General features: G+C 40.9%; 23 protein-coding genes, 2 tRNA genes, 1 rRNA gene, 1 riboswitch and 2 other annotated features. Of the genes, 24 read left to right on the top strand and 2 right to left on the bottom strand.

Annotated elements, in window-relative coordinates; translation table 11 throughout:
- The first annotated feature begins 151 nt into the window (after nt 1-151).
- From rrf to O3793_RS06110, 11 genes are all read left to right on the top strand, one after another.
- Nucleotides 152-267: ribosomal RNA gene (gene rrf, locus O3793_RS06160) — 5S ribosomal RNA — on the top strand.
- An 11-nt stretch (nt 268-278) separates the two neighbouring features.
- Nucleotides 279-352, top strand: a tRNA-Asn gene (locus O3793_RS06155).
- Between the two features lie 23 nt (nt 353-375).
- Nucleotides 376-448: transfer RNA gene (locus tag O3793_RS06150), tRNA-Thr, on the top strand.
- Between the two features lie 282 nt (nt 449-730).
- Entirely contained in the window at nt 731-2,233 is a 1,503-nt protein-coding gene (locus tag O3793_RS06145) for an Ig-like domain-containing protein (protein WP_371446298.1), read from the top strand.
- A gap of 133 nt (nt 2,234-2,366) precedes the next feature.
- Nucleotides 2,367-3,101 carry a metallophosphoesterase family protein gene (locus O3793_RS06140; RefSeq protein ID WP_371446297.1) on the top strand — a complete coding sequence of 245 codons (735 nt, stop codon included), beginning with the start codon at nt 2,367-2,369 and terminating at the stop codon, nt 3,099-3,101.
- A 9-nt stretch (nt 3,102-3,110) separates the two neighbouring features.
- Nucleotides 3,111-3,761, top strand: coding sequence for a lysostaphin resistance A-like protein (locus tag O3793_RS06135; protein ID WP_371446296.1), 651 nt, complete (start codon nt 3,111-3,113; stop codon nt 3,759-3,761).
- A gap of 18 nt (nt 3,762-3,779) precedes the next feature.
- Nucleotides 3,780-4,904, top strand: a complete 1,125-nt coding sequence (locus O3793_RS06130) for a sensor histidine kinase (protein ID WP_285252420.1) — start codon at nt 3,780-3,782, stop codon at nt 4,902-4,904.
- A 14-nt stretch (nt 4,905-4,918) separates the two neighbouring features.
- Nucleotides 4,919-5,569, top strand: a complete 651-nt coding sequence (locus O3793_RS06125; protein WP_371446295.1) for a response regulator — start codon at nt 4,919-4,921, stop codon at nt 5,567-5,569.
- A 285-nt stretch (nt 5,570-5,854) separates the two neighbouring features.
- Nucleotides 5,855-6,787 carry an ABC transporter ATP-binding protein gene (locus tag O3793_RS06120; protein WP_371446294.1) on the top strand — a complete coding sequence of 311 codons (933 nt, stop codon included), beginning with the start codon at nt 5,855-5,857 and terminating at the stop codon, nt 6,785-6,787.
- Between the two features lie 9 nt (nt 6,788-6,796).
- Nucleotides 6,797-7,945, top strand: a complete 1,149-nt coding sequence (locus O3793_RS06115; protein ID WP_371446293.1) for an ABC transporter permease — start codon at nt 6,797-6,799, stop codon at nt 7,943-7,945.
- A complete protein-coding gene (locus O3793_RS06110) occupies nt 7,942-9,042 on the top strand; it encodes an ABC transporter permease (protein ID WP_371446292.1) in 1,101 nt (366 codons plus the stop codon). The genes O3793_RS06115 and O3793_RS06110 overlap by 4 nt, the downstream gene beginning before the upstream one ends.
- Nucleotides 9,043-9,393: 351 nt before the next feature.
- On the opposite strand, the gene O3793_RS06105 is transcribed toward O3793_RS06110, so the two are convergent.
- Nucleotides 9,394-10,113, bottom strand: a complete 720-nt coding sequence (locus tag O3793_RS06105) for a YebC/PmpR family DNA-binding transcriptional regulator (RefSeq protein WP_048782106.1) — start codon at nt 10,111-10,113, stop codon at nt 9,394-9,396.
- A 156-nt stretch (nt 10,114-10,269) separates the two neighbouring features.
- Between O3793_RS06105 and O3793_RS06100 the strand changes: the two genes are divergently transcribed.
- Both O3793_RS06100 and O3793_RS06095 read left to right on the top strand, forming a co-directional pair.
- Nucleotides 10,270-10,560: a thioredoxin family protein gene (locus O3793_RS06100; protein WP_371446291.1), complete on the top strand. Its 291-nt coding sequence runs from the start codon at nt 10,270-10,272 to the stop codon at nt 10,558-10,560.
- Nucleotides 10,557-11,177 carry a sugar O-acetyltransferase gene (locus O3793_RS06095; protein ID WP_371446290.1) on the top strand — a complete coding sequence of 207 codons (621 nt, stop codon included), beginning with the start codon at nt 10,557-10,559 and terminating at the stop codon, nt 11,175-11,177. Before O3793_RS06100 ends, O3793_RS06095 begins: the two co-directional genes overlap by 4 nt.
- A gap of 70 nt (nt 11,178-11,247) precedes the next feature.
- Here O3793_RS06095 and O3793_RS06090 read toward each other — a convergent pair whose 3' ends face one another.
- Nucleotides 11,248-12,399, bottom strand: a complete 1,152-nt coding sequence (locus tag O3793_RS06090; protein WP_371446289.1) for a GTP-binding protein — start codon at nt 12,397-12,399, stop codon at nt 11,248-11,250.
- Between the two features lie 142 nt (nt 12,400-12,541).
- Between O3793_RS06090 and O3793_RS06085 the strand changes: the two genes are divergently transcribed.
- From O3793_RS06085 to O3793_RS06035, 11 genes are all read left to right on the top strand, one after another.
- A complete protein-coding gene (locus O3793_RS06085; RefSeq protein ID WP_371446288.1) occupies nt 12,542-13,435 on the top strand; it encodes a methyltransferase domain-containing protein in 894 nt (297 codons plus the stop codon).
- A gap of 43 nt (nt 13,436-13,478) precedes the next feature.
- A complete protein-coding gene (locus O3793_RS06080; RefSeq protein WP_371446287.1) occupies nt 13,479-14,945 on the top strand; it encodes a hypothetical protein in 1,467 nt (488 codons plus the stop codon).
- A 344-nt stretch (nt 14,946-15,289) separates the two neighbouring features.
- Nucleotides 15,290-16,498 carry a tRNA epoxyqueuosine(34) reductase QueG gene (gene queG, locus O3793_RS06075; protein ID WP_371446286.1) on the top strand — a complete coding sequence of 403 codons (1,209 nt, stop codon included), beginning with the start codon at nt 15,290-15,292 and terminating at the stop codon, nt 16,496-16,498.
- Nucleotides 16,495-17,004, top strand: a complete 510-nt coding sequence (gene trmL, locus O3793_RS06070) for a tRNA (uridine(34)/cytosine(34)/5-carboxymethylaminomethyluridine(34)-2'-O)-methyltransferase TrmL (protein WP_285252276.1) — start codon at nt 16,495-16,497, stop codon at nt 17,002-17,004. Before queG ends, trmL begins: the two co-directional genes overlap by 4 nt.
- A gap of 9 nt (nt 17,005-17,013) precedes the next feature.
- Complete coding sequence (locus tag O3793_RS06065; protein WP_371446285.1) at nt 17,014-17,169, top strand: hypothetical protein; 156 nt, start codon at nt 17,014-17,016, stop codon at nt 17,167-17,169.
- Between the two features lie 47 nt (nt 17,170-17,216).
- Nucleotides 17,217-17,416: a binding site (T-box leader), on the top strand.
- A 75-nt stretch (nt 17,417-17,491) separates the two neighbouring features.
- Nucleotides 17,492-19,183 carry an arginine--tRNA ligase gene (gene argS, locus O3793_RS06060; protein ID WP_371446284.1) on the top strand — a complete coding sequence of 564 codons (1,692 nt, stop codon included), beginning with the start codon at nt 17,492-17,494 and terminating at the stop codon, nt 19,181-19,183.
- Nucleotides 19,184-19,225: 42 nt separating this feature from the next.
- Nucleotides 19,226-19,427: a binding site (T-box leader), on the top strand.
- 55 nt (nt 19,428-19,482) lie between these two features.
- Nucleotides 19,483-20,748 carry a tyrosine--tRNA ligase gene (tyrS, locus tag O3793_RS06055; RefSeq protein ID WP_371446283.1) on the top strand — a complete coding sequence of 422 codons (1,266 nt, stop codon included), beginning with the start codon at nt 19,483-19,485 and terminating at the stop codon, nt 20,746-20,748.
- Nucleotides 20,749-22,182: 1,434 nt separating this feature from the next.
- Entirely contained in the window at nt 22,183-23,475 is a 1,293-nt protein-coding gene (locus O3793_RS06050; protein WP_371446282.1) for a CHAP domain-containing protein, read from the top strand.
- A gap of 138 nt (nt 23,476-23,613) precedes the next feature.
- Nucleotides 23,614-24,090: a hypothetical protein gene (locus O3793_RS06045; protein WP_371446281.1), complete on the top strand. Its 477-nt coding sequence runs from the start codon at nt 23,614-23,616 to the stop codon at nt 24,088-24,090.
- A gap of 135 nt (nt 24,091-24,225) precedes the next feature.
- Nucleotides 24,226-24,702 carry a hypothetical protein gene (locus tag O3793_RS06040; protein ID WP_371446280.1) on the top strand — a complete coding sequence of 159 codons (477 nt, stop codon included), beginning with the start codon at nt 24,226-24,228 and terminating at the stop codon, nt 24,700-24,702.
- A 14-nt stretch (nt 24,703-24,716) separates the two neighbouring features.
- Entirely contained in the window at nt 24,717-25,202 is a 486-nt protein-coding gene (locus O3793_RS06035; RefSeq protein WP_371446279.1) for a hypothetical protein, read from the top strand.
- Nucleotides 25,203-25,330: 128 nt separating this feature from the next.
- Nucleotides 25,331-25,445, top strand: a riboswitch (FMN riboswitch).
- Nucleotides 25,446-25,528 lie beyond the last annotated feature (83 nt).

The following is a 25,528-nucleotide window of genomic DNA, read 5'->3' as shown; positions in this document are numbered from 1 at the left end:
TAGATAGGCTAGAAGTGGAAGTGCCGCGAGGCATGGAGCGGACTAGTACTAATCGGTCGAGGACTTAACCACGAGTTGTATAGCTGGTAGATTGATGGAGTTGGATATAGATTCAGTTTTGAAAGAACGAAAGTTTTTTCAGAAGATAAAGTGTGGTGACGATGGCAAGAAGGATACACCTGTTCCCATCTCGAACACAGAAGTTAAGCTTCTTAGCGCCGATAGTAGTTGGGGGTTTCTCCCTGCGAGGGTAGGACGTTGCCACGCTTTAATATTTTTCCGCCATAGCTCAGTTGGTAGTAGCGCATGACTGTTAATCATGATGTCGTAGGTTCGAGTCCTACTGGCGGAGTTCTTTTTTTTTACCCAAAAAACGCTGCTTTAGCTCAGTCGGTAGAGCGTCACCTTGGTAAGGTGGAGGTCGCCGGTTCAATCCCGGCAAGTAGCTTTAAATGAATTTTATAATAATTGAGCAAACTAGAAATATTTCCGATATTTCTAGTTTTTTTATTTTTCATTTTTAAAAGAAAAAAATCATTAAAAACACATGATTTAGGGGCTTTTGAATTGCAGTTAGAGCAATAGTAGTTTAGAATAACTATTAGTTGATTTATGTTCAAATTTCTTTCAAAACGTAATCGCTTTTTCGAAAAAACCGTGTTGATTTTAGGATAAAAAATGATTGAGTTTGAAAGAATAGAATTTAAATCAAGAAACTAGGAGGATTTTTATGAAAAAGAAATTATTCTTATTACTATCCGCTCTATTTGCTTTAACAGTATTCTTTGCTCCAAAACAAGCAAGTGCGGCAGAAGTAACAAAAAATGGAACAGCGATTGAAGTGAAGAATCCAACTGTTCAAATTTCGGGAGATGCAGCCGATTTATATGCTCGTTGGGGAATTACATTTAAAGTAGATATTCCTGATAATATCGATATCAACATGAATGACACAATGACATTCAAAGTGAATTCACCTGTAAAAATTCAATCTTCTTACAGCTTCCCAATTTATAATAAAGCGGGAGAAACAGTAGCATATGCTGAAGTGTCACCAGAAAGCGGTGCAGTTACAGTAACGTTTGGTCCATACTTTAAAGACCACAAATTAAACAAAAACATCGAATTAAAAGTTGATGTTAAGTGGGAACCAGACAATCGTTTAGCAGATACTACTCAAGAACTTGATTTTAACGGTACTGTCGTATCACAAAAAATCGATCCACTTGAAGGACCTACTCCAGGAGAAATGGTTACTAAATGGGGTCTTCAACCAACAGAGAACGCTGAACAAGTTCACTGGTGGGCACGTTTAAACGCCGCTAGAAAAACATTAAGTAATGTTGAAATTAAAGATGTTTGGGATTCAAACCAAACATACGTACCTGGTTCATTACGTGTTGAATTAGTGGATTCAGAAAATCCATGGGTTTCATCTGGATTCCTTTCTGAAAGTGACTACGAAGTTACTGATACTGGTATTAAAGTAAAAATCGATACAACAGATAAAATTATTTATATTGACTATATCGTAAACTTAGTGGATCCTACAAAGAACCCACAAAACAAAATCTCAATTACTGCTGAAGGTTTAGATAGTGAACAATCAACAGATGTAATTTACACATTATTATCTGGTTCTGGTACAGCTGATGGTGAAATGCCTGAAACTACTACTACGACAACAACTACTACAACTGAAAGTACTACAGAGAGCACAACTACAACAGAAAGTACTACAGAAAGTACAACAACGACTGAAAGTACTACAGAAAGCACAACAACGACTGAAAGTACTACAGAAAGCACAACAACGACTGAAAGTACTACAGAAAGCACAACAACAACAGAAAGTACTACAGAAAGTACAACGACAACTGAAAGTACTACAGAAAGTACAACGACAACTGAAAGTACTACAGAAAGTACAACAACGACTGCAAGTACTACAGAAAGTACAACGACAACTGCAAGTACTACAGAAAGTACAACAACAACTGCAAGTACTACAGAGAGCACAACGACAACTGCAGCAACTACAGCTGTAACAACAGAAGGAACTACAACTGAAGGTTCAACAACAGAAACTCCAGCAGTTCCAACGACAGAAGAACCAAAACGTCCTGAATTACCAAATACAGGTACAGCAAAAGGTTTCACTGTTATCATTGGTGGCGTACTTGTGGTTGTAGCGGCAGCGTTATTATTCACTCGTAAAAAAGAAAACCAATAATCTTAAATGACGAAGAAGTCTTACGAAAGTAAGGCTTCTTTTTTTGCAAATTTTTTCATGAGTCAAATCCACTTTCATATTGATGCGAAAGTTTGCTATAATAGACAGTAACAGAGCAATTGAGGTGTAGAAAATGAAAAAAACATATTTTATTATTGGTGATATTCACGGCGAAGCAGACATGATGGAAGAAATGCTTCAAAACTGGGACGAAGAAACTCAGCAACTGGTCTTCATGGGAGACTTGATTGACCGTGGTCCCGACAATAAACGTAGTGTCCTTACAGGGATGAAATATGCGAAAGAGAAAAACGCATGGTATTTGATGGGAAATCATGAAGTGATGTTCCTGGCATTTATCGACGATCCCGAAGGTCGTTTTCCACACTACTTCAGAAACAATGGGGATACAACGATTAACGACTTACTCGGACGTCCACAAGGCACTCCAGTCAATCCGGTGGAAGATGCCGAAGCGATTAAAGCACAATATCCAGAACTAATCGCGTTTCTAAGAGAACGTCCTCTCTTTATCGATGAAGGCGATTTGCTCTTAGCGCATGCTGGGGTAGATTTACGCTTGGACGACTGGCACGACACTGAGCCAAAAGACTTCTACTGGATTCGCGAACCGTTCCATAAAGGGGTTAACAACACTGGCAAAACGATTATCTTCGGACACACACCTTTACGTGGCTTAAACGAAGATGGCGACTTTATGAAATTATGGCAACACGATGGCAAAATCGGTATCGATGGCGGAGCTGTTTTTGGCGGCGCGCTTCACGGTATCGTATGGCATGATGGCAAAATCGAAAAAATCTATAGCATTAAAAATACAAAACCAGTCCGTTTCACGGATGACTAGAGGTGTTCTATGAAGAAAAATGCGGTTCTATTATGGGTTGTTTACTTTTTAAACTTGATGGTGTTCCCGGTGTTCTTTATTCGTTATACGTCTTCGGGACCAAGTGTGGATACAAACGCCTACCTAATTCTTCAATTGGTTTCAACAGCGATTGGGGTCGCATTGTTCCGCGAGAAGCTTGTGGAAGGGTTCAAAAACTTCATCAAGCGTCCGTTTATTCGAGATTTGGCAATTGGATACGCACTTCGTATCGGATTAGCAATTGCGGTCGCTCAGTTTATTGGAGATGTGACGTCGGACAACCAAGAACAAATTGAGAAGATGATGAGCGCAAATGACGCCGTCTTGATGTTTGTTCTACTATGCGTTGTGGCGCCAATCCTAGAAGAATTGGTGTTTCGTGAAGCGATTATCGGGTCATTTAAGAAATCGCTCAACGTTCACGTATTAACGTTTATTTCAGCGTTTCTATTCGTGCTACTTCACGCACTTTCAAAAGATGCTGCAGGTTTGATTGATTGGACAGCGGCATTGATGTACGTCCCATTAACGATTCCGATTGTTGGGATGTATCGTTATTATAACGACAATGTTTTTGCATCTATCTCGATGCATTTTCTCAATAATTTTATCGCGTTTTTATTTTTATTAAATCAGTAATGACAAAGGGGTGAAATCATGAAAATCGATCAATGGGTACGATTCATTATTCGGTATGGTTTCATCCTTTTTGCGCTTTTTGAATGGTCGCAACTACCGAATATGAACGCAGGAGACATCGCCTTCTTCTTTGGATTTATCGCGCTTGTGCAAGTTGGCTATTATTCATTGAAATATCAGTGGTATATCCTGATTGAAGGCATCGCGGTCGTCCTCCTCTGTTTGTATTTCCATACTATTTTTACAGGACTGATTCTACTTCTCTGCTTCGAGGTGAGTCTGCGATTCTCCTTTAGAAATGCATTGATTCTACAGTTCATATTAGGGGCGGTCGTTATCGTTCCAGCCGTTCAACAAGGGAACAGCATTCAAGTCGTGATGACTTTGTTCTTCCTTTTATTCTTCTCTTATGGAAATCATATTTTGGAAGAGCGAAGAGCGCTGCAAGAAGAGTTGGAAAAAGCCGAGCAAAAACTCAGCGAGCAACGGTATGACTTGCAACAAGCCCAATATAAAATGGGGACGATGAAGGAAATTTTCACGTTGCAAGAGCGAAACCGAATTTCTCGTGAGATTCACGATTCTGTGGGACACAGTCTGTCCACGATTATTATTCAGCTAGGGGCGATTTCGCAACTGGCGAAGCAACAAAATTCACCGATTCAAGAAATGAGCGAAGGGCTTCGTGATTTTGCGGTCGAAGGATTGCAAGAAGTGCGTAAGATTGTTCATGACTTGAAGCCGGAACAAATGGATAAGAAGCAGCTGGATATTGCGCTGGAAGAATTTTTCCATGAGGTGCAAGTCAACAGCGGTATCGATATTCAATTTAGAAAAAATGAGCCAACCTTCACGCTCACAAGTGAGGCAGAGCTCAGCATCTTCCGTGGGGTCCAAGAGGCGATTACAAACGCGATGCGACACGGACAAGCGACACGCATTACCGTGCTACTGATGTATAATCCATCGCAATTAGTCGTAACGATTAAGGATAACGGAACGGGAGCGGTCGATTTAGCTCCAAAAGGCGGACTCAAATCCCTCCAAGAACGACTTCGTGCAGAAGGTGGGTCGGTGACACTTGAGGCGTCAAATCCAGGTGTGACCGTGCAAATGATCCTACCGAATACAGAAAAACAATAGAAACGAGGAGAACCATGACAAACCCAATCAAACTTATTATTGCCGACGATGAAATGCTCATCCGTACGGGTTTAAAAATCATGCTTGAGGCGAGCGGTAATGTCGAAGTCCTCGCTTTAGCAGAGAGTGGACGTGCGGCCTTTGAAGCCTGCAAGGAGCACCAACCAGATGTGGTCTTGATGGATATTCGCATGCCTGAGAGTAACGGAATCGAAGGAACGAAGCTGATTAAAGAGACATTTCCGGAGGTGAAGGTGCTGATTGTGACGACCTTCCAAGATACCGAATATATCGTCGAAGCCGTGCAAAATGGTGCTTCGGGGTATTTATTAAAAGACAGTAGTCCAGAGGCGATTCTTGATGGGATTAAAGTCGCTCTGTCTGGGAAAGTCGTGATGGATACGGTGATTTCAGAGGCTCTACTGACGAATACGACTGTTGAGAAGCCTGCAACCTTTGATGCGGAGAAATGGGGACTGACACCGCGTGAAGTGGAACTCATCCAACAAGTGGCGCAAGGCTTAAGCAATAAAGAAATCGCGCAAACCCTCTTCCTTTCAGAAGGAACCGTAAAAAATAATATTAGTACGATTTTATCGAAATTAGAATTGCGTGACCGTACACAACTTGTGATTTTTGCGTACGAAAACAAACTCAAACAATAATTAAGACTGCTCCGATTCTTTCAGACAAACCACTATGGAGTATAGAATCTGAAAGAGTCGGGGCATTTTTTATAAAAACATGACTTTCGTCACGGTATGTGATGACGTTTTGGACTATAGACTCCGATGGGTGTTTGCTATGATAAGGGTACAAACAAGTAGGAGGGTAAACAAATGAACGAATCCAAGAAGACCCCTAAAGATTTAAAAGAGGAAGCAATTGTCGCGATTGTTCTTTGTTTATTAACAGCCATTCTTTCATTTATTCGATAAAGAGGTGTACATATGATTGAAATTAAAGACGTAACCAAATCTTACGGACGACAAAAAGTCCTACAAAATGTTTCCTTTGAAATTATGGAAGGGGAACTTTTTGGATTACTTGGACCTAATGGAGCCGGGAAAAGTACATTGATTGATATTCTGACAGGGATTCAATCGATGGATAGCGGTGAGATTTTCATTAATGGAAAGTCGATTAAAACCGATAAAGTAGAAATTCGAAAACACTTAGGCTTAGTGCCACAAGATATCGCGCTTCTTGAGGAATTGAACGCGGTTGACAACTTAGAATACTTCGGTGGACTTTACGGGCTAGCGGGAGCAGAGTTGAAGAGTCAAATTGAGAAGTTGCTGGAAGTGGCAGGTCTAACCGACAAGAAGAAAGAGAAAGTGAAAAACTACTCTGGCGGGATGAAACGTCGCTTGAATATTGCCGTTGCGATGTTGCATAATCCTTCGATTTTGATTTTAGATGAACCAACTGTTGGGGTGGATGCGCAGTCGCGTCAACATATCTTCGACTATATTCAATCTCTTGCCGAACAAGGCACGACGATTCTTTACACGTCGCATTATATGGAGGAAATCGAAGCCCTCTGTAAGCGTGTCTTCATTCTCGATTTAGGAGAAGAAGTGGCGTATGGCACGAAAGAAGAAGTGAAAAAACTCGTGGGGCATACACAAACGGTGGCGCTCACATTGGACCGCGTGCCTGCTGGATTTGACGAAGTGTTGAAGAATAGCGAAAACGGCATTCAATTTGTAACCGTCGACGGCCAAGACATGGAACTTACGATTGACCAAACGATTTTCTCGATGATGAAGTTGATTGAGCAAGTCGAACAGGCACAACTCGTGATTAAATCCGTCAACGTCAAAGAAACGACATTGGAAGAGGCGTTCTTACAATTAACAGGAAAGACGCTTCGTGATTAAGGAGGACTTATGAGATACATTCGTTATATTAAAGCCAATTTAATATCCTCTCTGAAGTCTTTGCCGGCGCTATTACTCATGGTCATAATGCCGTTTCTATTATCGTTATTCTTAGCCTTCTCCACAAAGGGAGCCTTCAATCCATCTGATTTAAATATAGAGACGAAGATTTATATCGATAATCAAGACAAGGGTGCTTACGGACAACAAATCGTTGCGTTATTTGAGCAACTCACTGAGGAAAAACAAATTGCGCTGACAAGTGTGAAAGACGATGCCAAAATCATTGCGACGATTCCATCTGATTTTACAGAGTCGATTCAAACGCGTTCGCAAGCAACTCCGATTACCATTGAGAAATCAGGACGAACATCGAGTACGTCACTTGCGGTGTATGAATCTCTCTTGAAAACAATGACTTCGCAATTATTAGAAGCCAGTTCGGTGATACATGAAGTTGCAGAAAGTAAAAATGCAACCATTACACCCGAACAAGCAGCTGCGATGCTTGTATCCTTGCAACAGGAGATTCTGGCGGGGGCCTTCGAGACGGACCAAGTGGAAGCTGAGTCCCAAGTAACCGCGAACCAACACTACGCAATTACAGGGCTTGGATTTCTATTCATCATATTCCTTGAAACTGCGATGCGCTTTGGGGTACAACGAGAACTCAGTGGCCTTCGCAAACGCTTGAACGTATTGCCATTTAGTATTAGTGAACGAGACAGACTTGATTTAGCCGTGAATATGATTATGACGACGCTATTGGCATTCGTGTATATCGGCCTATGGAAAATCCTCGATCCAACAACTTTTGGAGGAAACATCGGTAGCATCTTTGTCCTCATCGTTTTCTATAGTCTAGTCTTTAATGTTCTTGGAAACTTACTCGGCAATTTCGTGACGGAGAAGAACTTACCAGCCTTCTCTACTGGAATCAACTTGGTTTACATGTTCTTATCGGGTGTCATCCCTCTAGATCGAATTAGTTCAACCTTTAGTTTCCTAAGCGGAAATCCGTTTCGCCAATTTACTTACACCCCATTTATCGATGTGATGAATGGTGTGCCGATGAAAGTTACGGTTGCTTCAACGATTATTATAGTGTTAAGTCTAGTCTTTAACTGGTCATTGAAGAGAAAGGAGGCGCGTCAATGAATCTTGTAAGAATGACAATCTTTCATTTGAAACGATTATTGAAAATACCAAAAATTCTCTTTATGATGATTGGAATGCCGGTCCTTGTCAATGGGATTATGCTGGCTTCGCAAGGAACGGTGGATACGAAAGCGCCAAGTACGGTCGCAAAAACCGTTGCCTTTGTATTCAACGAGGGAAATGAGGAGTACCAAGAATTGATTGCGCCGTATATTCGAGAAGAGAATGTGTACTTCGATTTAGATAGCGCCAAAGAGGCCTTGAAAAAAGGCGAAATGACCGTTATTTACGAAGTGCCTGCGAACTATTTACAAAAGGCAAAAGAAGGCCAAGTGCCAACGATTCGCATCTGGAATACGCAGCGCGGCACGAGAGACTTTCTTCTTGATGCACAGTTGACGAAGGTGTTAAAAGAAGTCATGCTAAACGCGAAGCTGCAACAAACAGGCGTGTTGACGAAAGAAGAGACCTTGCCAGAGAGTGACAATCAAATGGTGGTTACTATCAATGAAACGAAGACGAGTGTTGCGAGTGGAGTCGTCATACTCATCTCTCTTCTCTATGTCATCATGAATGCATCGGTGATTGCTTCGGACTGGATTAACTTCAAGAAGAGTCATGTGTTGAAACGCTCAGTCGTCTCTCCACGCTCTAATTTGGAAATCACACTTTCGTTTTTATTGGCGTACTTTATCTTTATGTTTATCGTTAATATGATTATGATGGCAGCGATGGTCTTGACAGGCCTCGTTCCAGAAATGAACTGGGGAGTGTTTTCAGGACTATTAGCCGCGACGATTATTTTCAGTCTCTGCCTAAACTTATTCTTCTTCAGAATTTTCAAATCACCAGGACACGCGACGACGTTTGGAGTGCTGTTTGTAATGATCATGGCGGGGATTGGAATGCCAGCAGCGTTTGGTGATTTTGGAGGAAGTTGGCTCAGACTTGTGGCGTATATCAGCCCGATTTACTGGTTGTACAAGTCGATTGACCTTCAAACGCTCTTCCCATCAGTTTGGGTGATTCTTGCGATGGCAGGGGTCTACCTCACTGCAGGAAGCTACCGATTAGAACAATACGTGCAAAATAAATAGGACGGACAAAAAACAGGATACTACAAGCTCCTATGGATATCTTCATAGGAGTGACAATAGCTACACCGGATTGAGCCTTACGTCTCAATTCCTTTCAAGCTTCAAACTGCCGCTAGGAAATAAATTCCCAAGCGGCAGTAATTCACATTGAATGCACACGCTATTGTTCCTACTATAGAATCCATGGAGCTTTTCGTATCCTGTTTTGTCCTTTTTGCTAAAAGGGAATGGGGTGCTTTCTGGGTGAGGTGCCTCTCGAGATAAGAAGCTGATGAGAAGTACGTTCTCAGGTTGAAAGGAAACAAAAAAAGCAAAATGTAACTTATATGTTACATTTTGCTTTTTCTATTATTAGTCTTCTAAGTTTACGTTGTGGTACACTTTTTGAACGTCTTCGTTGTCTTCTAGAGCGTTAATCATACGTTCGAATAAACGTAAGTCGTCGCCTTCAAGTGTTACTTCTGATTGAGGAATCATTTCGATTTCGCTCACTGTGAATTCAGTGATTCCTAAATCTTCTAATGCTTTACGAACAGTGTGGAAGTCGTTTGGTTCAGCGTAAACAATCGCTTGGTCGTCTTCTTGAACAACGTCACGAACGTCAACGTCTGCTTCCATTAATTGTTCTAATAATTCGTCAGCATCTTTGTTTGCGATACCGAAGATTGCTGTGTGGTCAAATAAGTAAGTTACAGAACCTGGTGCACCCATGTTACCGCCGTTTTTGCTGTAAGCGGCACGTACGTCAGCTGCTGTACGGTTTACGTTATTTGTTAAGGCATCTACGATAATCATAGAGCCGTTTGGTCCGAAACCTTCGTAACGGAGTTCTTGGTAGTCGCCATCGCCGCCACCTTTTGCTTTTTCAATCGCACGTTCGATGATATGACGTGGTACATTATAAGTTTTAGCACGGTCAATAACGAATTTTAATTTTTGGTTTGAATGAGGATCTGGTTCCCCTTGTTTTGCAGCTACATAGATTTCAATCCCGAATTTAGCGTAGATTTTACTATTGTTAGCATCTAATTTTGTTTTCTTTTCGACAATATTTGCCCATTTACGTCCCATTGTTTCACTCACTTTCTGATTTTCATCTGGACTTAACTCTTCCATTATACACAATCAAGACGCGGTTTGTTAAGTGTTTTCTACTAAAAAAGGGCCTATGAGCAAAGTTTGCAAGAATTCTTGGGCTATCGGGTATGATAGGAGTGAGGTGAGAAAATGGAAACCGTAAAAATCATCTATATTTCGACTCCAACATGCGGCGTGTGCCATGTGATTCGTCCGCAAGTTATGGAAATCGCGGGAGACTACGGCATTACCGTAGAAGAAATCGACGCCACTCTTCATCCAGAAGTGGCTAGCCGCTATGAAGTATTAACCGTGCCCGCCATTCTCTTGATGGTTGGAGACAAAGAATTCGCGCGCCAAGCTCGCTTTATCGACCTGATGGAACTCGAAAAGCGTATTGTTCAAGCAAAGGCGTATGTGAAAGAGGAGGAAACAGAATGAAAACCATGAAAGAACGTATGCTCACGGGAGACTTGTATATTCCGTCTCTGACAGAAGGGCTAAGAGACTTATCAATTAAAGGGAAAAAACTAGCGCAACAATACAATCGTTTGGACTTCGATGATTTCGAAGGAAGACGTGCGTTGTTGAAACAGTTATTCGGGAAAACAGGCGAGAAGATTTACATGGAGCAACCAGTCTATGTGGACTACGGAGTTCATACAACGATTGGCGAAGGCTTCTATGCGAATTTTGACTGTACATTACTAGACGTCGCGCCGATTACGATTGGGGACAACTGCATGTTCGGTCCGCACGTATCGCTTGTGACGCCAGGACATCCAACTGATGCCGAAACGCGCAATGCGGGTCCAGAATTTGGCAAGCCGATTACGATTGGCAACAGCGTATGGCTGGGGGCGAATGTGACGGTGAATCCAGGAGTGACGATTGGCGATAATACGGTCATCGGGTCTGGCTCTGTGGTGACAAAAGACATTCCAAGTAATGTGATTGCGGTCGGAAATCCATGCCGCGTCCTTCGTGAAATTACCGAAGAAGAGAAGGCAGATTGGCGCCAAAAACACCAAGAACTATTAAAAGAACTTGGAAAATAGAAGTCCATTAAGATAGAAATTAAGATAAAAAGTAAAAGGTCGTCCTAATAGGACGACCTTTTCGTTTGATTTATTTTTCAGTACAAGCAATAAAGCTTTCGCGTAATTGGTTTTCTGGAAGGTTCTTTCCGATGAAGACCAATGTTGAGCTGCGTTTTGTATCATTCCAATCACGGCCTCTTGAAATATCAAAGCTCATTTGAACCCCTTGGAAGATGATTTGGTAATCTAATCCTTCCACGTTTAAGATTCCTTTATAACGGTATAATTCTGGCCCGTAAATATAAACAAGCTCGTTCAACCATTCATTAATGTTTGCGAGAACTAAAGGTTTATCAGTCTCGATAACGAATGAGTTAATACCGCTATGGTGGCTATGACTGTGGTGATGATGTTCGTGATCATGTTCATGGTGTTCATGTTCATGTTCGTGATCATGTTCATGGTGTTCATGTTCGTGGTCATGGTCATGATGATCATGCTCATGGTCGTGATCATGATGGTGATGGTTGTGATCGTGGTCACCGTGCGCATGTGTATGGCCACATTCCTCGCAATATTCTTCTTCGGCGTGTTCTTGCATTTCTAAGATTTTCTTCTCAGATGCGTAGAACAATTCAAGCCCAAACATGTCGCTCATATGAACAGGACGTGCGTCAAGGTCTTGAATTTCTGCAAAGGCATTGATGCTACGAACTTCGTTTACAACTTTTGCGTAAATCGTTTCATCGACTAAGCTATGTTTTGACATGAAAATTTTATCCGCGAACCCAACTTGTTTTGCTGGTTCAGGTTGATGCGCTGTTTGGTATAGGAAGTTTTTAGAATCCACAACCGTTAATACCGCATCTAAGATAAAGTGCTCGTTTAAGAATGGCACGTTAATAAATGTTTGTGCGATTGGAGCTGGATCAGCAAGACCTGTTGTCTCGAATAACACGCGGTCCACGCGAATGCCGTTTTGTTCTTTCACCATTAAAATAGATTTCAACATATCGGCAATGTCTGTACGAAGAGTACAGCAGAGGCAGCCGTTATCCATTTGATAGATTTCTTCTTCAACGTCAAGTACGAATTGATGGTCTACACCGATTTCGCCGAATTCGTTAATGACAACCGCGATATGTTCGCCGTGTTTTTCTTTTAAAACTTTGTTGATTAAAGTCGTTTTCCCAGCGCCAAGGAAGCCGCTGACGATTGTAACTGGAATTTTTTGTGTCATAATTCTTCTCCTTCACCTTTTCCATTTTCTTCAAGTAAATTCATTGTAGCACTCTCTTAAAAATTCTCAAAATAGACTGTTTCCAGCATTTGGTTGCGAATGTGCTATACTGAAACAGAGAAAACGAGAAAGAGTGTATCGAATGACAAAACAGGAAGCACTAAACGCGGCCATTAAGAAAATCGATTGGGCCGAACAATTTATCAACCAACACTTATATGCCTTTCGTTGCCCGTATTGCCATGATGCGATGGTTTCTGCCGAGAATCATAGCGTCGTTTGCGGAAAGGGGCACCGATTTAATATTTCGAAAAAAGGCACCTTGCATCTCATGAAGCAAAATGCGAATACGGACTATAATGCGCCTCTTTTCCATCATCGCTATGAACTCGCGCAGAGTGGGTTCTTTGAGCCTTTATTAGAGGCAATTTTGCCGCATCTTCCGACAGACGAAGAGAAGTTTATTGTCGATATCGGATGCGGGGAAGGTAGTCATTTATCGTGGTTATCTAAGCGTGTGAAGGCACCCTTATGCGGAACGGATATCGCTAAAGAAGGCATCCATCAAGCGTCGGTTCATTTTGGAAACCAAGCGCTATTCTTCTTAGGGGACCTGGCGAACTTGCCATTTGCGGATGCATCTTGTGGAACGCTTTTGAATATTTTAACGCCATCGAACTACCAAGAGTTTATGCGCGTATTGGCTCCAGGAGGGACGCTCGTGAAAGTCATCCCTGGCAACGATTATTTAGCGGAATTACGCCAACAGCTCTACCGTTCGAATCCGGAAAAACAAACGTATTCGAATGCGGACATTCTAGAACGCGTGCAGTCCGAATGCCCTCAAGTCACGTTTGAAGAGGTACGTTACACGGTCGATTTAACAGAAGAAACTTATCGTCATTTACTCGAAATGACGCCGTTATACTGGGGAGCAAGTGCCGAAGATAAGGCCTATAGCACCTCTCATCCGCTCTCAAAAGTAACGGTGCACTATTTTGTAGCTATCGTGAAAAAAGGCGAAAACAAACAATAAAAGTATGTTATAATACAATTATTAACAGCCAGGAGGTTTAATAATGGGACTAAAGGATTTATTTTCTCGTAAAAAAGAAGAACCGAAAGTAGAAGAAAAACCGGTTCAACCAGAAGAAAAAAAGGAAGAGCAAGCAGCAGTTGAGACTGCTCCAAAAAAAGTAGAAAAAACTAAAGAAACTGAAGAACCCCGTGTGTTTACAGTGGGAATTGAATATATATATACTGTCTCAAAAGATTCACCAGATATGGTTGTTGCTGGACAAGTAACAGGAACCATAAAAGTTGGGGATGAAGTCATTCTTACTAAAATGGGGAGCGATGATGAAGAACCATTTAGAACAGCAGTTTACGGAATTCAAGTCGGTGAAGATCGTGTGATGGAAGTGTCGAACAAAAAAGCTGTTTTATGGGTGGAGAATGCAACACAATTCTTCCCATACGTTGGAACGGTACTTCATTCTGAAGGCGTCACTGAGCAGCAAATGTACTCTGCATACATCAATGCTCTTGGCGAACGTTTTGTTGGTGTGGAGGACGGCGTCATCACTGATTTAGACCGAGCTCACTTATCAATAACCGACATTGCCGAAATTTGGAGACTCTTTTTATGGTATTGTAATGCCAATGCAGAGAATGATTCGGAAGAAAAACGTGAAGAGAATTTCAACAAACTTCGTACTCTTGTGACAATCGTTCGAGATAAATTATTGATTTTAGATGGTATTTATGCAGTCTATTCTGTTAAAACAGGTGAACCGTTCTTATTTGCTAAGACATCGACAGAAGATGAGGATAACTATTTAACATCACCTCCAATGATTCACTTGGTAACGAAAGCGAACAAGAAACACTTAAAAGAGCGAAATGCAGATGACGAAAACTATGAACTTCGTTATATCGATAATGGAGAAGATAAACAAGGTATTTTAAACTTCCTCAGAGAGGCCATATTATTAGATGGAGCACAAGGGGTTCAGATTCTTTCTGAATATACTGCGATTGCGGCAGAAGGCTTGGTTGAACTTCCAAACTATGAGGGAATGCGTGAAGTAGATATCCCTGTTGAAAATCCAGGATTGGTTCGTTGGATGTTGCTTCTAGGTCAATTAGGGAAACCAGATACTCCAGAAAAAGAATTTCTTCATGAAATGTACTTCTATTTCTTCGGGCAAGAATTATTGAAGGCTAACTTCATCACTCCAATGCGTGCCCACGGAGAAATTCCACAAGCGAATGAAAAAGGCGTTACGAAATTCAAAGACGGATTCAAGTTTGATTTAGCCATGGAGAAAGGTACAGAAAAGCAACAAGCAATGATGTTCTTTACAGACTGGCTTCGATTCCGTCAAAAATTCGGAGAAGACTGGCAAGGACTCATCCAGCAACTTGATGGTAATCTTAGTATCCATGATGTAATCATTAATGGAACAGGAAAACCAGAAGCAGGTGCCTATATTACAGAAAGCATCTTTAATAAAATTAAAGAAGCCCACAAAAAAGACGCATAATGCATAAGGACTCACAGTGTGGGTCCTTATTTCTTTGATTATTTGGCAATGTTTATAGGCAGTTTTAAGGGTGATTAAATGCTGAAATTTGTCAATTTTTCTCTTGTCTTAAATTTCTTACACTTTTCTTAACTTTTCAGTTGATTTTTTCTAAGAAAAGCGCTATTATACAAATAATCTTTTGCTCTGTAATTCATTTTGCACGGCAATTGATGTTCGACTAACGTTAACTTTCGCAGTGTTTACACCGAAGGCTAGCGTTCTTTTTTTGCGCAAAATTTAGACACTTTGTGATAAAAGAGAAGTATAGTACAATAGATAGGAAGAAAGAGAGGAGGTTTTTGATGGATACAGCAGTCTTAAAACAGAAAATTATTGCTAAAAGTAAAGAGCTTGGCATCGATAAGATTGGTTTTGCTTCTGCCGAGCCGTTTACGCACTTAGAAGAGAGTATGCGCCGTTCCAAAGAACTCGGCCATACGACAGGATTTGAGCATCCAGTGCTAGAAGAGCGTATTTATCCTGAGAAAATCTTCGATACTCCAAAAACCATTATTTCCATTGCGCTGGCATATCCGACACTTCCAAAGAATAAGCCGGAACGTGTGAAAGGAGAGCGTCGCGGGGCCTTTGCGCGGGCTTCGTGGGGGGAGGATTATCACTTTATTCTCTCAAGACGCATGGAAGCACTGATTAACTACATCAAGGAAGAAGTTCAAGACGAAGATTCTAGATTTAAGCCGATGGTCGACACCGGCGAATTAATCGATGTCCGAGTGGCCGAGCGTGCAGGAATTGGCTTTGTCGGCAAGAATGGACTTCTCATTACGAAGGAATTTGGATCGTATGTCTACTTAGGGGAGCTGATTACGAATATCGAGTTTCCAACCGACGAAATGGTGGACTACGGATGCGGCGATTGTACGCGCTGTGTGGATTTCTGTCCGACAGGTGCGCTCCTTGGCGACGGGCGTATGAATGCCATGCGCTGCTTGTCGTATCAGACGCAGACGAAGGGCTTTATGCCGCAAGAGTTTCGTAAAAAAATCGGGCATGTGATTTACGGCTGTGACATTTGCCAGCAAGTGTGTCCGTATAATAAGGGGAAAGATTTCCACTTGCATCCTGAAATGGAGCCATCCGTTGAGGAGACGCATCCGCTATTGAAACCGCTCGTGACGATTTCGAATAAGGAATTTAAGGAGCGTTTTGGCAAAATGGCTGGATCGTGGCGTGGGAAGAAGCCGTTGCAACGAAATGCGATTATTGCCCTGGCCAACTACCGCGATAAAACGGCGGTGCCACTGCTGCTTCGTGTCATGAAAGAAGATATGCGTCCTGTGATGAAGGGAACCGCTGCATGGGCCGTTGCAGAAATCGTAAATGAATCCAACCAAGAGATGATTGATTATTTTAACGAGCAAAAAGCAGCAGCAACCAAGAAACTCGAATCGCTCGAAAATCCATCGAAGGAAGATATCGAGTTAGTGGAAGAATTAGACAAAGCAATTGTAGTCTTACAAGAAAAATATAGAGAAGAGGCAACCAAATGACGGTGAATCATATCGTATTATTTGAACCACAAATCCCAGCCAATACTGGGAATATCGCAAGAACCTGTGCGGCGACGAATTCGCCACTGCACCTGATTGAACCGCTTGGATTCTCGACAGATGACAAGCACTTAAAACGCGCGGGGCTTGATTATTGGCATGATGTCGATATTACGTATCACAAATCCCTCGAAGCGTTCTTAGAATATTTAGGAGAACGTCCATTATATTTAATTACAAAATTCGCCAACCACACGTATGATGAGGTGGATTTAGCCCGCGATGAGGAACAATTCTTCATGTTCGGGAAAGAAACAACCGGTCTTCCTGAAGAGTTTATGCGCGAAAACGAAGAGAAATGCTTGCGTCTTCCGATGAACGATACGCATGTGAGGTCGTTGAACTTATCGAATACGGCAGCGATTGTCGTGTATGAAGCGCTTCGCCAACAACGTTTTGCAGGGCTTGAACTCGTGCATACGTATGACCATGATAAATTGAAGTAGGTGACAGGGATGAATCAAAACTTATATCAATGTATTGTGTACGCCATTTGTGCGATTGCATTTGTGATTTTAGCATTTACTTCGAAGCCCCTCTACGGAATTGTGGCAGTATTATTTGCGATTTCTTCAGTGGTCAATGGGATTCGTTATTTCAAAGAGAAGTAAAATTGCAAAATCAGGCTAGTTATGATACAGTGGATGACAGTTAAATAGCAAAATTGATGAAAAAGAGAGTAGTTTTTAACCGAATGTATTAGCGAGTTGGAAGGGTGAAAGCCAACCATTCATTAAAAATGAACCGCACTTTTGAAATGATTATTTGAAATGTAGGATAATCCGGATTCGCCGTTACCGAGTAAAGTGGCTCAATTTGAGCAAGCAGAGTGGTACCACGGGAATTCTCGTCTCTATATGACTGTCGTCGTATAGGGATTTTTTTGTGCAAATGGATATCCGAGTATAAAAACCAAAGAAAAGGAGAACAAAGATGAATTACAAGAAAATTGTTGCAGAACAAATCGCAAAAACAGTCGGCGAGCATTTAAGCGTTGATGAAATCGTATCAATGATTGAAGTGCCTAAATACGCCAACCAAGGGGACCTTGCTTTTCCTGCATTTACACTTGCAAAAGTATTACGTAAAGCACCACAAGCTATCGCGACAGAAATCGTGGAAGCTGTAAGCGATAAGCACATCGAACGCGCAGAGGCAATGGGACCATACGCGAACTTCTTCTTAGAACGTAGCGCATTTGCCGATGAAGTCTTAAAAGAAGTCTTAGAACTTGGAGAACATTACGGTGACTGGGATTACGGTCAAGGACGTAAAGTCGTGATCGATATGTCTTCACCAAATATCGCAAAACCAATGTCAATGGGACATTTACGTTCGACAGTAATCGGGAACGCGATTGCGAACCTTGAGAAAAAAGTGGGCTACGAACCAATTCGTATCAACCACTTAGGAGACTGGGGAACACAATTCGGGAAACTCATCGAAGCGTACAAATTATGGGGAAGCGAAGAGCTTGTAAAAGCAGATCCAATCGCAGAACTGATTAAATTATACGTTCGTTTCCACGAAGAAGCAGAACTAGATCCAACGTTAGATGACAAAGGTCGTGCATGGTTCAAGAAACTAGAAGATGGAGACCCTGAAGCCGTTCGTCTATGGGAATGGTTCAGAAGCGAATCATTGAAAGAATTCAACCGCGTGTATGACTTACTCGGCGTGACTTTTGATTCGTATAACGGAGAAGCGTTCTATAATGACAAGATGGACGTTGTGGTCGACATGCTTGAAGAAGCGAACTTACTAAAAGTGGATAATGGCGCTACCATTGTAGACCTTGAAAAATATGATTTACCACCAGCATTAATTAAAAAATCAGACGGCGCAACATTATACATGACACGTGACTTAGCAGCCGCAAACTACCGTAAGAATACTTACGACTTCGCGAAATGTATTTACGTGGTAGGGATGGAACAATCAAACCACTTCAAACAATTAAAAGCAGTCTTAAAAGAACTCAATTTACCTTGGTCTGAAGATATCGTGCATATTCCATTCGGACTAATCACATTGAACGGTAAGAAATTATCGACACGTAAAGGAAAAATCATCCTTCTTGAAGGCGTGTTAAAAGAAGCAACAGAACTTGCTTTGAAACAAATCGAAGCGAAAAACCCATCACTCGAAAACAAAGAAGCAGTGGCACACGCTGTTGGGGTAGGTGCGGTTATTTTCCACGACTTGAAGAACGACCGTACAAACAACTTCGATTTCGCGCTGGAAGAAGTCGTGCAATTTGAAGGAGAAACAGGTCCATACGTTCAATATACACACGCTCGTGCGATGAGTATTTTACGTAAAGCCAACCATACCGTTGATACACAGGCTGCCTTCTCATTAACAGACGATGATGCGTGGGAAGTATTGAAACTCATCGAAAACTATCCAAATGTTGTGCGTTTCGCTGAAGAAAAATGCGAACCATCAGCAATTGCGAAATACGTTATCAACTTAGCACAAGCGTTCAATAAATATTACGCACATACAAAAGTGCTCGTTGAAGATGAAGCCTTCAACAGCCGTATCGCTTTAGTACAAACAACAGCAAGCATCCTAAAACAAGGCTTAGCGCTTCTTGGCGTAGCTGCTCCTGATGAAATGTAGTCATTGACATCAAGTAGGATAAGCCGTATACTAAATGCACATATAGAAGCAATGAACAAGCGCAGTAGTGGTTGTCCACGGGAGAAAGAAGAGAATTGTCGGTCGGTGCAAGACAATCCCCCACATCCGCGAAGTACACTTGGGAGCTATCCGTCAGGACGTCTCATCCGCGATAAGGATGCTCGAGTGGATGATGCCTCGCATCGTCAACAAGGGTGGTAACACGGTGAAAATCGTCCCTAATAGTCTTTTTGGCTATTAGGGATTTTTTATTTACAAGAAAGAAGGGAAGAAACAAGATGAACATTATCGATGATTTAGAATGGCGCGGCGCCATCAACCAAATGACAGATGAAGAAGGCTTACGTGCCTTAACAAACGAAAAGGCTGTATCGCTCTACTGTGGGGTAGACCCAACTGGGGACAGCATGCACATTGGACACTTAATTCCATTTATGATTCTTCGTCGTTTCCAATTAGCAGGACATAAACCAGTCATCTTGATTGGTGGAGCAACAGGTTCTATCGGAGATCCAAGTGGTCGTACAAGCGAACGTGTGCTTCAATCAATGGAACAAGTTCAACACAATGTTGAAAAATTAACAGCGCAAATGAAGAAATTATTTTTCACAACAGATGAAGACCAAGCAACATTACGCCTTGTAAACAACTACGATTGGACAAAAGATTTATCATTATTAGACTTCTTACGTGATTTCGGAAAGCATTTCAACTTAAACACAATGCTTGCTAAAGACGTGGTCGCAAGCCGTCTAGAAGTGGGAATTTCATTTACAGAATTCTCTTACCAAATCCTACAATCAATGGACTTCTTACATTTATTCAAGACAGAAGACGTGCAAGTCCAAATCGGTGGTGCAGACCAATGGGGGAACATCACTTCAGGGCTTGAATTAATCCGTAAGGTAGAAGGAGCAGAGTCTCGCGCGTACGGTTTAACGATTCCGTTGATGTTAAAATCAGACGGTACAAAATTCGGGAAATCAGCTGGTGGTGCTGTATGGCTTGACCCTGAAAAAACAACTCCATACGAATTCTACCAATTCTGGTTAAACCAAGATGACCGTGACGTGATTAAATACATCAAGTACTTCACATTCCTAGAACGCGAAGAAATCGAAGCGCTCGAAGAAAAAGTGGCGACAGAACCACATAAACGGGAAGCGCAAATCCGCCTTGCAGAAGAAGTGACTCGCTTCGTTCACGGCGAAAAAGCCCTAGAAGACGCGAAGAAAATTACAAACGCGCTCTTCACAGGGAACGTACAACAATTAACAGCCGACGAAATCGAACAAGGCTTCAAAAACATGCCAACCTTCGAAAGTTCAAAAGAAAGCCAAAACCTAGCGACATGGCTTGTGGATCTTGGCATCGAACCATCAAGAAGACAATCACGCGAAGACATTCAAAACGGCGCGATTTCAATCAACGGTGAAAAAGTAACGGACCTCGAATTCGAATGGACGAAAGAACAATCCTTCGAAGAACGCTTCGTCATCGTCCGCCGCGGCAAGAAAAAATACTTCTTAGTGGTGTTGAAATAAAAGACTTATGGATGATTCTTTTGAATCCTTGCGGATTTAATGATCATCACTGTAACGTTGCACCGGCGCAAGCCTTGGTCTTGCGCCTTAAAAGCCTCAAAGAGGGAGTAAGACCAAAGACAAAACAGGACTCACAGTGTGAGTCCTGTTTCTTTTAGTGGTTTCAAATCCTTCGCACTGTGAAGGATTTCCGCAAGGCTGATTAGGATTAAGCGAATCACGAGTGATGAAGCTTAATTCAATCAGCTACTGCGTCTAACTTTATAAAGTACTTTAAGTACGGATTAACAATCCTACGCCCTCTTAGCACAGTGGTTGAATGGAATGAGTCTAGCTGTAAACAGCTATCTCATTCCTATTCAACTTTGTGGGGGAAAGAAAACGAAATGCCATAGATACAAATGTATCCATGACATTTCTGTCTTTCTCCCTCGTTTTTATGCTCTACCACGTTACTGTGATGATAAAATCCGCAGTATTCTCTAGAATCATCCTGTGCCTGTTATATATAAAGTCACTTAGAAAATTATTCTTAACTAACCTGACGATAACGAGCAGTTCACAAAGTTTGAACTAAAAAAATGTTTTAAATAGATTTTTAAACATGCTATAAATGCCTACACAATCATATTTCAAAAGCAAATGTAAAAAACACAATATGACATATACGTTATATTGCAAAATAACTTTTTGGTCAAAAGCCCGAATTTATTGGCTCCCAAACTCAAGTTTTAGTGAGCGCATTTCGAATGCTAAAGCCAGAAATTTCCCATTTAAACCTGCATTCGCTCAAACCATAGAAGCTCTGGCTGTGTTAACGCAGAATGTGCAGAGTTATTTTCAAGCGGAGAAAAAATAAGATTCCAAAGAGTAGGCGGATTTTATAATAACCGTAATGAGGGATAGGATTAAATGCGAAATAGTAGGAGTTTTATATCCTTCTAAAATAATTATAGATATAGATTTCAACGCAGTAGCTGATTGCTTTCAGCTTCATCACTCGTGATTTGCTTAAAGCTAATCAGCCTTGCGGGGGTAAGACTACAAAGCAAAATGGACTCACACTGTGAGTCCATTTTTAGCTTTTGTCTTACTCCCAAAGGTGAGAGACTTCGGCTCGAACCGGTCCCCCATTACAGTTATTATAAATAAATCCGCAAGGATTCTTTGGAATCAATTTATACTTTTTTCACGCTAAAAATCTTCAAAAATTCACATTTTACCCTGTAATATTTCACAAAAAATAACCATTTATGTATCAAAAAGGTCAGTCATTCGAGTTATGTTACAGCTTTATTACAAGGTATTATCAATTCGAAGAAAATCAACATCAGCCTAAAGTCCTATGGTATTATAGTACCAAGTTAAGTTTTATTAAAAGCCGTGACCGGCTACTTCGAATATATATTAGTGAGAAACATTGGAGGGAATCACTTGAAGAAACGTTTATTAACAGTATTAGTAACAGGAACAGTATTATCATTAGGAGCTTTAGCGCCATCAGTTAACGCGCAAGATTTCGATTCAAAAATCGAAACAGTTAACTCATCAATCGCTAACATCAATGAGAAAAAATCAGCAGTTAATTCTACAATCGATACATTAGCGAAAGAATTATCTGATGTACAAACTAAAATTGATACAACTCAAGCTAAAAAAGCTGAAGTTCAAGAAGCAATTGAAACATTAAAAACTGAAATTGCTAAATTAGAAAAAGTAATCGCAGAACGTAACACACGTTTAGAAGAACAAGCTCGTTCAGTACAAACAAATGGTGCTCGTTCATACTTAGATTTCTTATTAAACGCTGAAAGCTTATCAGATGCGGTTAGCCGTATCGGTGTTGTAATGGATTTAATGGGTGCAAACCGCGAGTTAATGCAACAACAAGCTGAAGACAAAAAACAAGTAGAATCTAAAGAAGAAGCTCAACAAGAAAAATTAGCTGAACAAGAAGCAGCTGAAAAAGAATTAGCTTCTCTACAAACAGAATTAAACGATACTTTCTCTAAAAACAAAGTATTATTAGCGAACCTTTCACAAGAAGAGTTAGCTGAAATCGCAAAACGTGATGGATTAGTTGCTGAAAAAGAAGCTTTCCAAAAACGTTTAGCTGAAGAGAAAGCAAAAGCAGAAGCAGAAGCAGCTCGTATTGCTGAAGCATCTCGTCAAGCATTAGCAGCACAAGCTTCACAATCACAAACAACTGCTACACAAACTTCATACGAAGCTCCTGCAGCGGCAGCTAGCACAGCTTCAACAAGTACAGCTTCAACTTCAAGCTCTACTTCAACACCAGCAGCTCAAACACAAACATCAAGCTACACTTACACAGCTGGCGGAGGTTTCCCAGCAGTTGACCCAAGTTTCCGTGCTTCACTTAACGGTGGATACTTCGGACAATGTACTTACTACGTATTTAACCGTATGGCACAAGTTGGTACACCAATCGGTCACAGCATGATGGGTAACGCGGCTGAATGGCCATCATATGCTCGTAGCTATGGATACTCAGTATCTAACTCACCATCAGCTGGTTCAGCAATCGTATTCCAACAAGGTTTAGCAGGTGCTGACCCAACTTACGGACACGTAGCTTTCGTAGAAGCAGTTAACGCAGATGGTTCATTATACATCTCTGAAATGAACGTACGTGGATTAAACGTAATCTCTTACCGTACAATCTCAGCAAGCGTTGCAGCTCAAGCAACATACATCCGTTTCTAATATGAAATGAAATGACCGTCTCCTGAAAGGGAGGCGGTTTTTGTTTGCACTTTTTAGGGAAGCGCCGCTTTAACAGGAATAGGTTGACACATTCCTTCGCTTTCCTTATGATAAAGAAAAAACGTAAGGAGTATTCTAATGAAGAAAATTTTAAAAGTCTCTATTCTATTATTGGGGGCATTATTTGTTTTACTAGGTTGTAGCTCAGAAGCTAAAAGTGAATTTGTTTTTAATCTTAGTGATATAAATCAAAAAATAACCTATGTATACGATAAAGAAAAAGATTCAGTTTCATCTGTAACATTTAATCTCATCTACGACATTTCAAAAAGTAAAGAAATCGAAGAAAGAGCGCGTAGTACCCAAAAACTAATAGTTGACGACGCGAGCGGCGTTGAAGGGGTTAAAGTCACTCAATCTGATAGCGCAAAAGAACTAAAGATAACGATTGAAGTGGATCTTAAGAAGTTTAACTATGAGGATGGAAAGGCAGGTGCTAAAGCGCCAGCTCTATATAGTAGCGTTCATACAGCGGTAATAAAGAAAGATGGTATTTACAGCTTTGAAGAATCTAAAAAGAGTATTTTAAAAGAAGGATTTCAAGAAGTGAAATAGTCGAATAGAAACTTGGATTTCAGTGAATGGAATCCAAGTTTTTTATATAAATGATGAGTGTGGACTTCAACAGAATTTGACAAACGATAGTTCATTTTCTATGATTAAGGCAAGTCAGATTAAAGGAGTATTTGAATGAAGAGAATCTTGAAACTATCCATTCTATTAATGGGGGCGTTATTTGTTTTACTAGGATGTAGCCAAGAAACAAAAAGTGAATTTGTTTTACAGGAGATTGCTAATAAGACGAAATTAACCTATGTATATGATAAAGAGAAAGATTCAGTTTCTAAACTAACGATGGAAATCGTTTACGACATCACCAAAGACGAACGATATACAGAAGCCGCTCGTAGTCAACGAGACGAGGTTGTAGCGGAGATGGAAGGAATTGAAGGTGTTACATACACTAAGAAGGACGATAATAACTACATTACGCTAACGATTGAAGTCGACGTTAATAAATTTAAGTTCGATGATGCGGCAAGTCGCAAGAAGGCGCCAACACTCTATAACACCGTTAATGCAGCTTTGAAAAGAAAGGATAGTATTGTTAGCTACCAATTATCTAAAGCCGCTATTTTAGAATACGAGTTTAAAGAAGTGAAATAAAGGGGAGTTTTCTAATGAAGAAAATCTTGAAGTTATCGATTGTACTATTAGGAGCGTTATTTGTATTGCTAGGTTGCCGTTCGGAAAGTAAATCAGTCTTTGTTTTACAAACAGATACTTCGAAAGTTACTTATACCTATGTATATGACAAAGAAAATGACACAATTTTATCTCTAACAACCGATATAGTAGTACGTTTATCAGGGGTTCAGGAATTTGCAACAGAAACACGTCAAAAAAGAGATGAACTCGTGAATCAAATGAAAGATATTGAGGGCGTAAAAGTCACTTCGTCAGATGGTGAAAATGCAATAGGTTTCACTATTGAAATAGATGTGAAGAAGTTCAAATTGGATGACGCAGAAAGTCGTGAAAAAGCGCCAAGTTTGTATCAAACAATGGATACCGCACTGATTAAGAAAAATGATAAAGTCAGCTTTTCAGCGTCTAAGGAAAGCATTGAACGACTTGGACTTGAAGAGCAAAAAGAAGAGAAATAAATATAGAAGAACTTGCGTTACGGCAAACGTAATCCAAGTTTTTTTATTCGAGAAACAGCATAAATACAGCTTTGTTGAGGCAGAGAGATTGCCTTAGCGGCGTCGAGGTGCTACAATACAACCATAAATAACATTTTCGGGGCAAGGTGAAATTCCTGACCGGTGGTATAGTCCACGAGCCGATTGGCATGATCTGGTGCGATTCCAGAACCGATAGTATAGTCTAGATGTGAGAAAATGGCACTATTTCAACAAGTCTATTTGACGAGCAGTATTGAAAGGTCCATTTCAATGCTGCTTTTTTCTTTGAAACTGAGAAACAGTGC

It is taken from the genome of Granulicatella sp. 20925_1_28 (assembly GCF_041433575.1).
Taxonomy (GTDB): domain Bacteria; phylum Bacillota; class Bacilli; order Lactobacillales; family Aerococcaceae; genus Granulicatella.
Note: the sequence above shows the minus strand (reverse complement) of the source record. Positions and strands in the feature narration are given on the sequence as shown.

Coding starts and splice junctions, on each gene's coding strand:
- O3793_RS06145 (WP_371446298.1), top strand. CDS start 731: ATGAAAAAGAAATTATTCTTATTACTATCCGCTCTATTTGCTTTAACA.
- O3793_RS06140 (WP_371446297.1), top strand. CDS start 2,367: ATGAAAAAAACATATTTTATTATTGGTGATATTCACGGCGAAGCAGAC.
- O3793_RS06135 (WP_371446296.1), top strand. CDS start 3,111: ATGAAGAAAAATGCGGTTCTATTATGGGTTGTTTACTTTTTAAACTTG.
- O3793_RS06130 (WP_285252420.1), top strand. CDS start 3,780: ATGAAAATCGATCAATGGGTACGATTCATTATTCGGTATGGTTTCATC.
- O3793_RS06125 (WP_371446295.1), top strand. CDS start 4,919: ATGACAAACCCAATCAAACTTATTATTGCCGACGATGAAATGCTCATC.
- O3793_RS06120 (WP_371446294.1), top strand. CDS start 5,855: ATGATTGAAATTAAAGACGTAACCAAATCTTACGGACGACAAAAAGTC.
- O3793_RS06115 (WP_371446293.1), top strand. CDS start 6,797: ATGAGATACATTCGTTATATTAAAGCCAATTTAATATCCTCTCTGAAG.
- O3793_RS06110 (WP_371446292.1), top strand. CDS start 7,942: ATGAATCTTGTAAGAATGACAATCTTTCATTTGAAACGATTATTGAAA.
- O3793_RS06105 (WP_048782106.1), bottom strand. CDS start 10,113: ATGGGACGTAAATGGGCAAATATTGTCGAAAAGAAAACAAAATTAGAT.
- O3793_RS06100 (WP_371446291.1), top strand. CDS start 10,270: ATGGAAACCGTAAAAATCATCTATATTTCGACTCCAACATGCGGCGTG.
- O3793_RS06095 (WP_371446290.1), top strand. CDS start 10,557: ATGAAAACCATGAAAGAACGTATGCTCACGGGAGACTTGTATATTCCG.
- O3793_RS06090 (WP_371446289.1), bottom strand. CDS start 12,399: ATGACACAAAAAATTCCAGTTACAATCGTCAGCGGCTTCCTTGGCGCT.
- O3793_RS06085 (WP_371446288.1), top strand. CDS start 12,542: ATGACAAAACAGGAAGCACTAAACGCGGCCATTAAGAAAATCGATTGG.
- O3793_RS06080 (WP_371446287.1), top strand. CDS start 13,479: ATGGGACTAAAGGATTTATTTTCTCGTAAAAAAGAAGAACCGAAAGTA.
- queG (WP_371446286.1), top strand. CDS start 15,290: ATGGATACAGCAGTCTTAAAACAGAAAATTATTGCTAAAAGTAAAGAG.
- trmL (WP_285252276.1), top strand. CDS start 16,495: ATGACGGTGAATCATATCGTATTATTTGAACCACAAATCCCAGCCAAT.
- O3793_RS06065 (WP_371446285.1), top strand. CDS start 17,014: ATGAATCAAAACTTATATCAATGTATTGTGTACGCCATTTGTGCGATT.
- argS (WP_371446284.1), top strand. CDS start 17,492: ATGAATTACAAGAAAATTGTTGCAGAACAAATCGCAAAAACAGTCGGC.
- tyrS (WP_371446283.1), top strand. CDS start 19,483: ATGAACATTATCGATGATTTAGAATGGCGCGGCGCCATCAACCAAATG.
- O3793_RS06045 (WP_371446281.1), top strand. CDS start 23,614: ATGAAGAAAATTTTAAAAGTCTCTATTCTATTATTGGGGGCATTATTT.
- O3793_RS06040 (WP_371446280.1), top strand. CDS start 24,226: ATGAAGAGAATCTTGAAACTATCCATTCTATTAATGGGGGCGTTATTT.
- O3793_RS06035 (WP_371446279.1), top strand. CDS start 24,717: ATGAAGAAAATCTTGAAGTTATCGATTGTACTATTAGGAGCGTTATTT.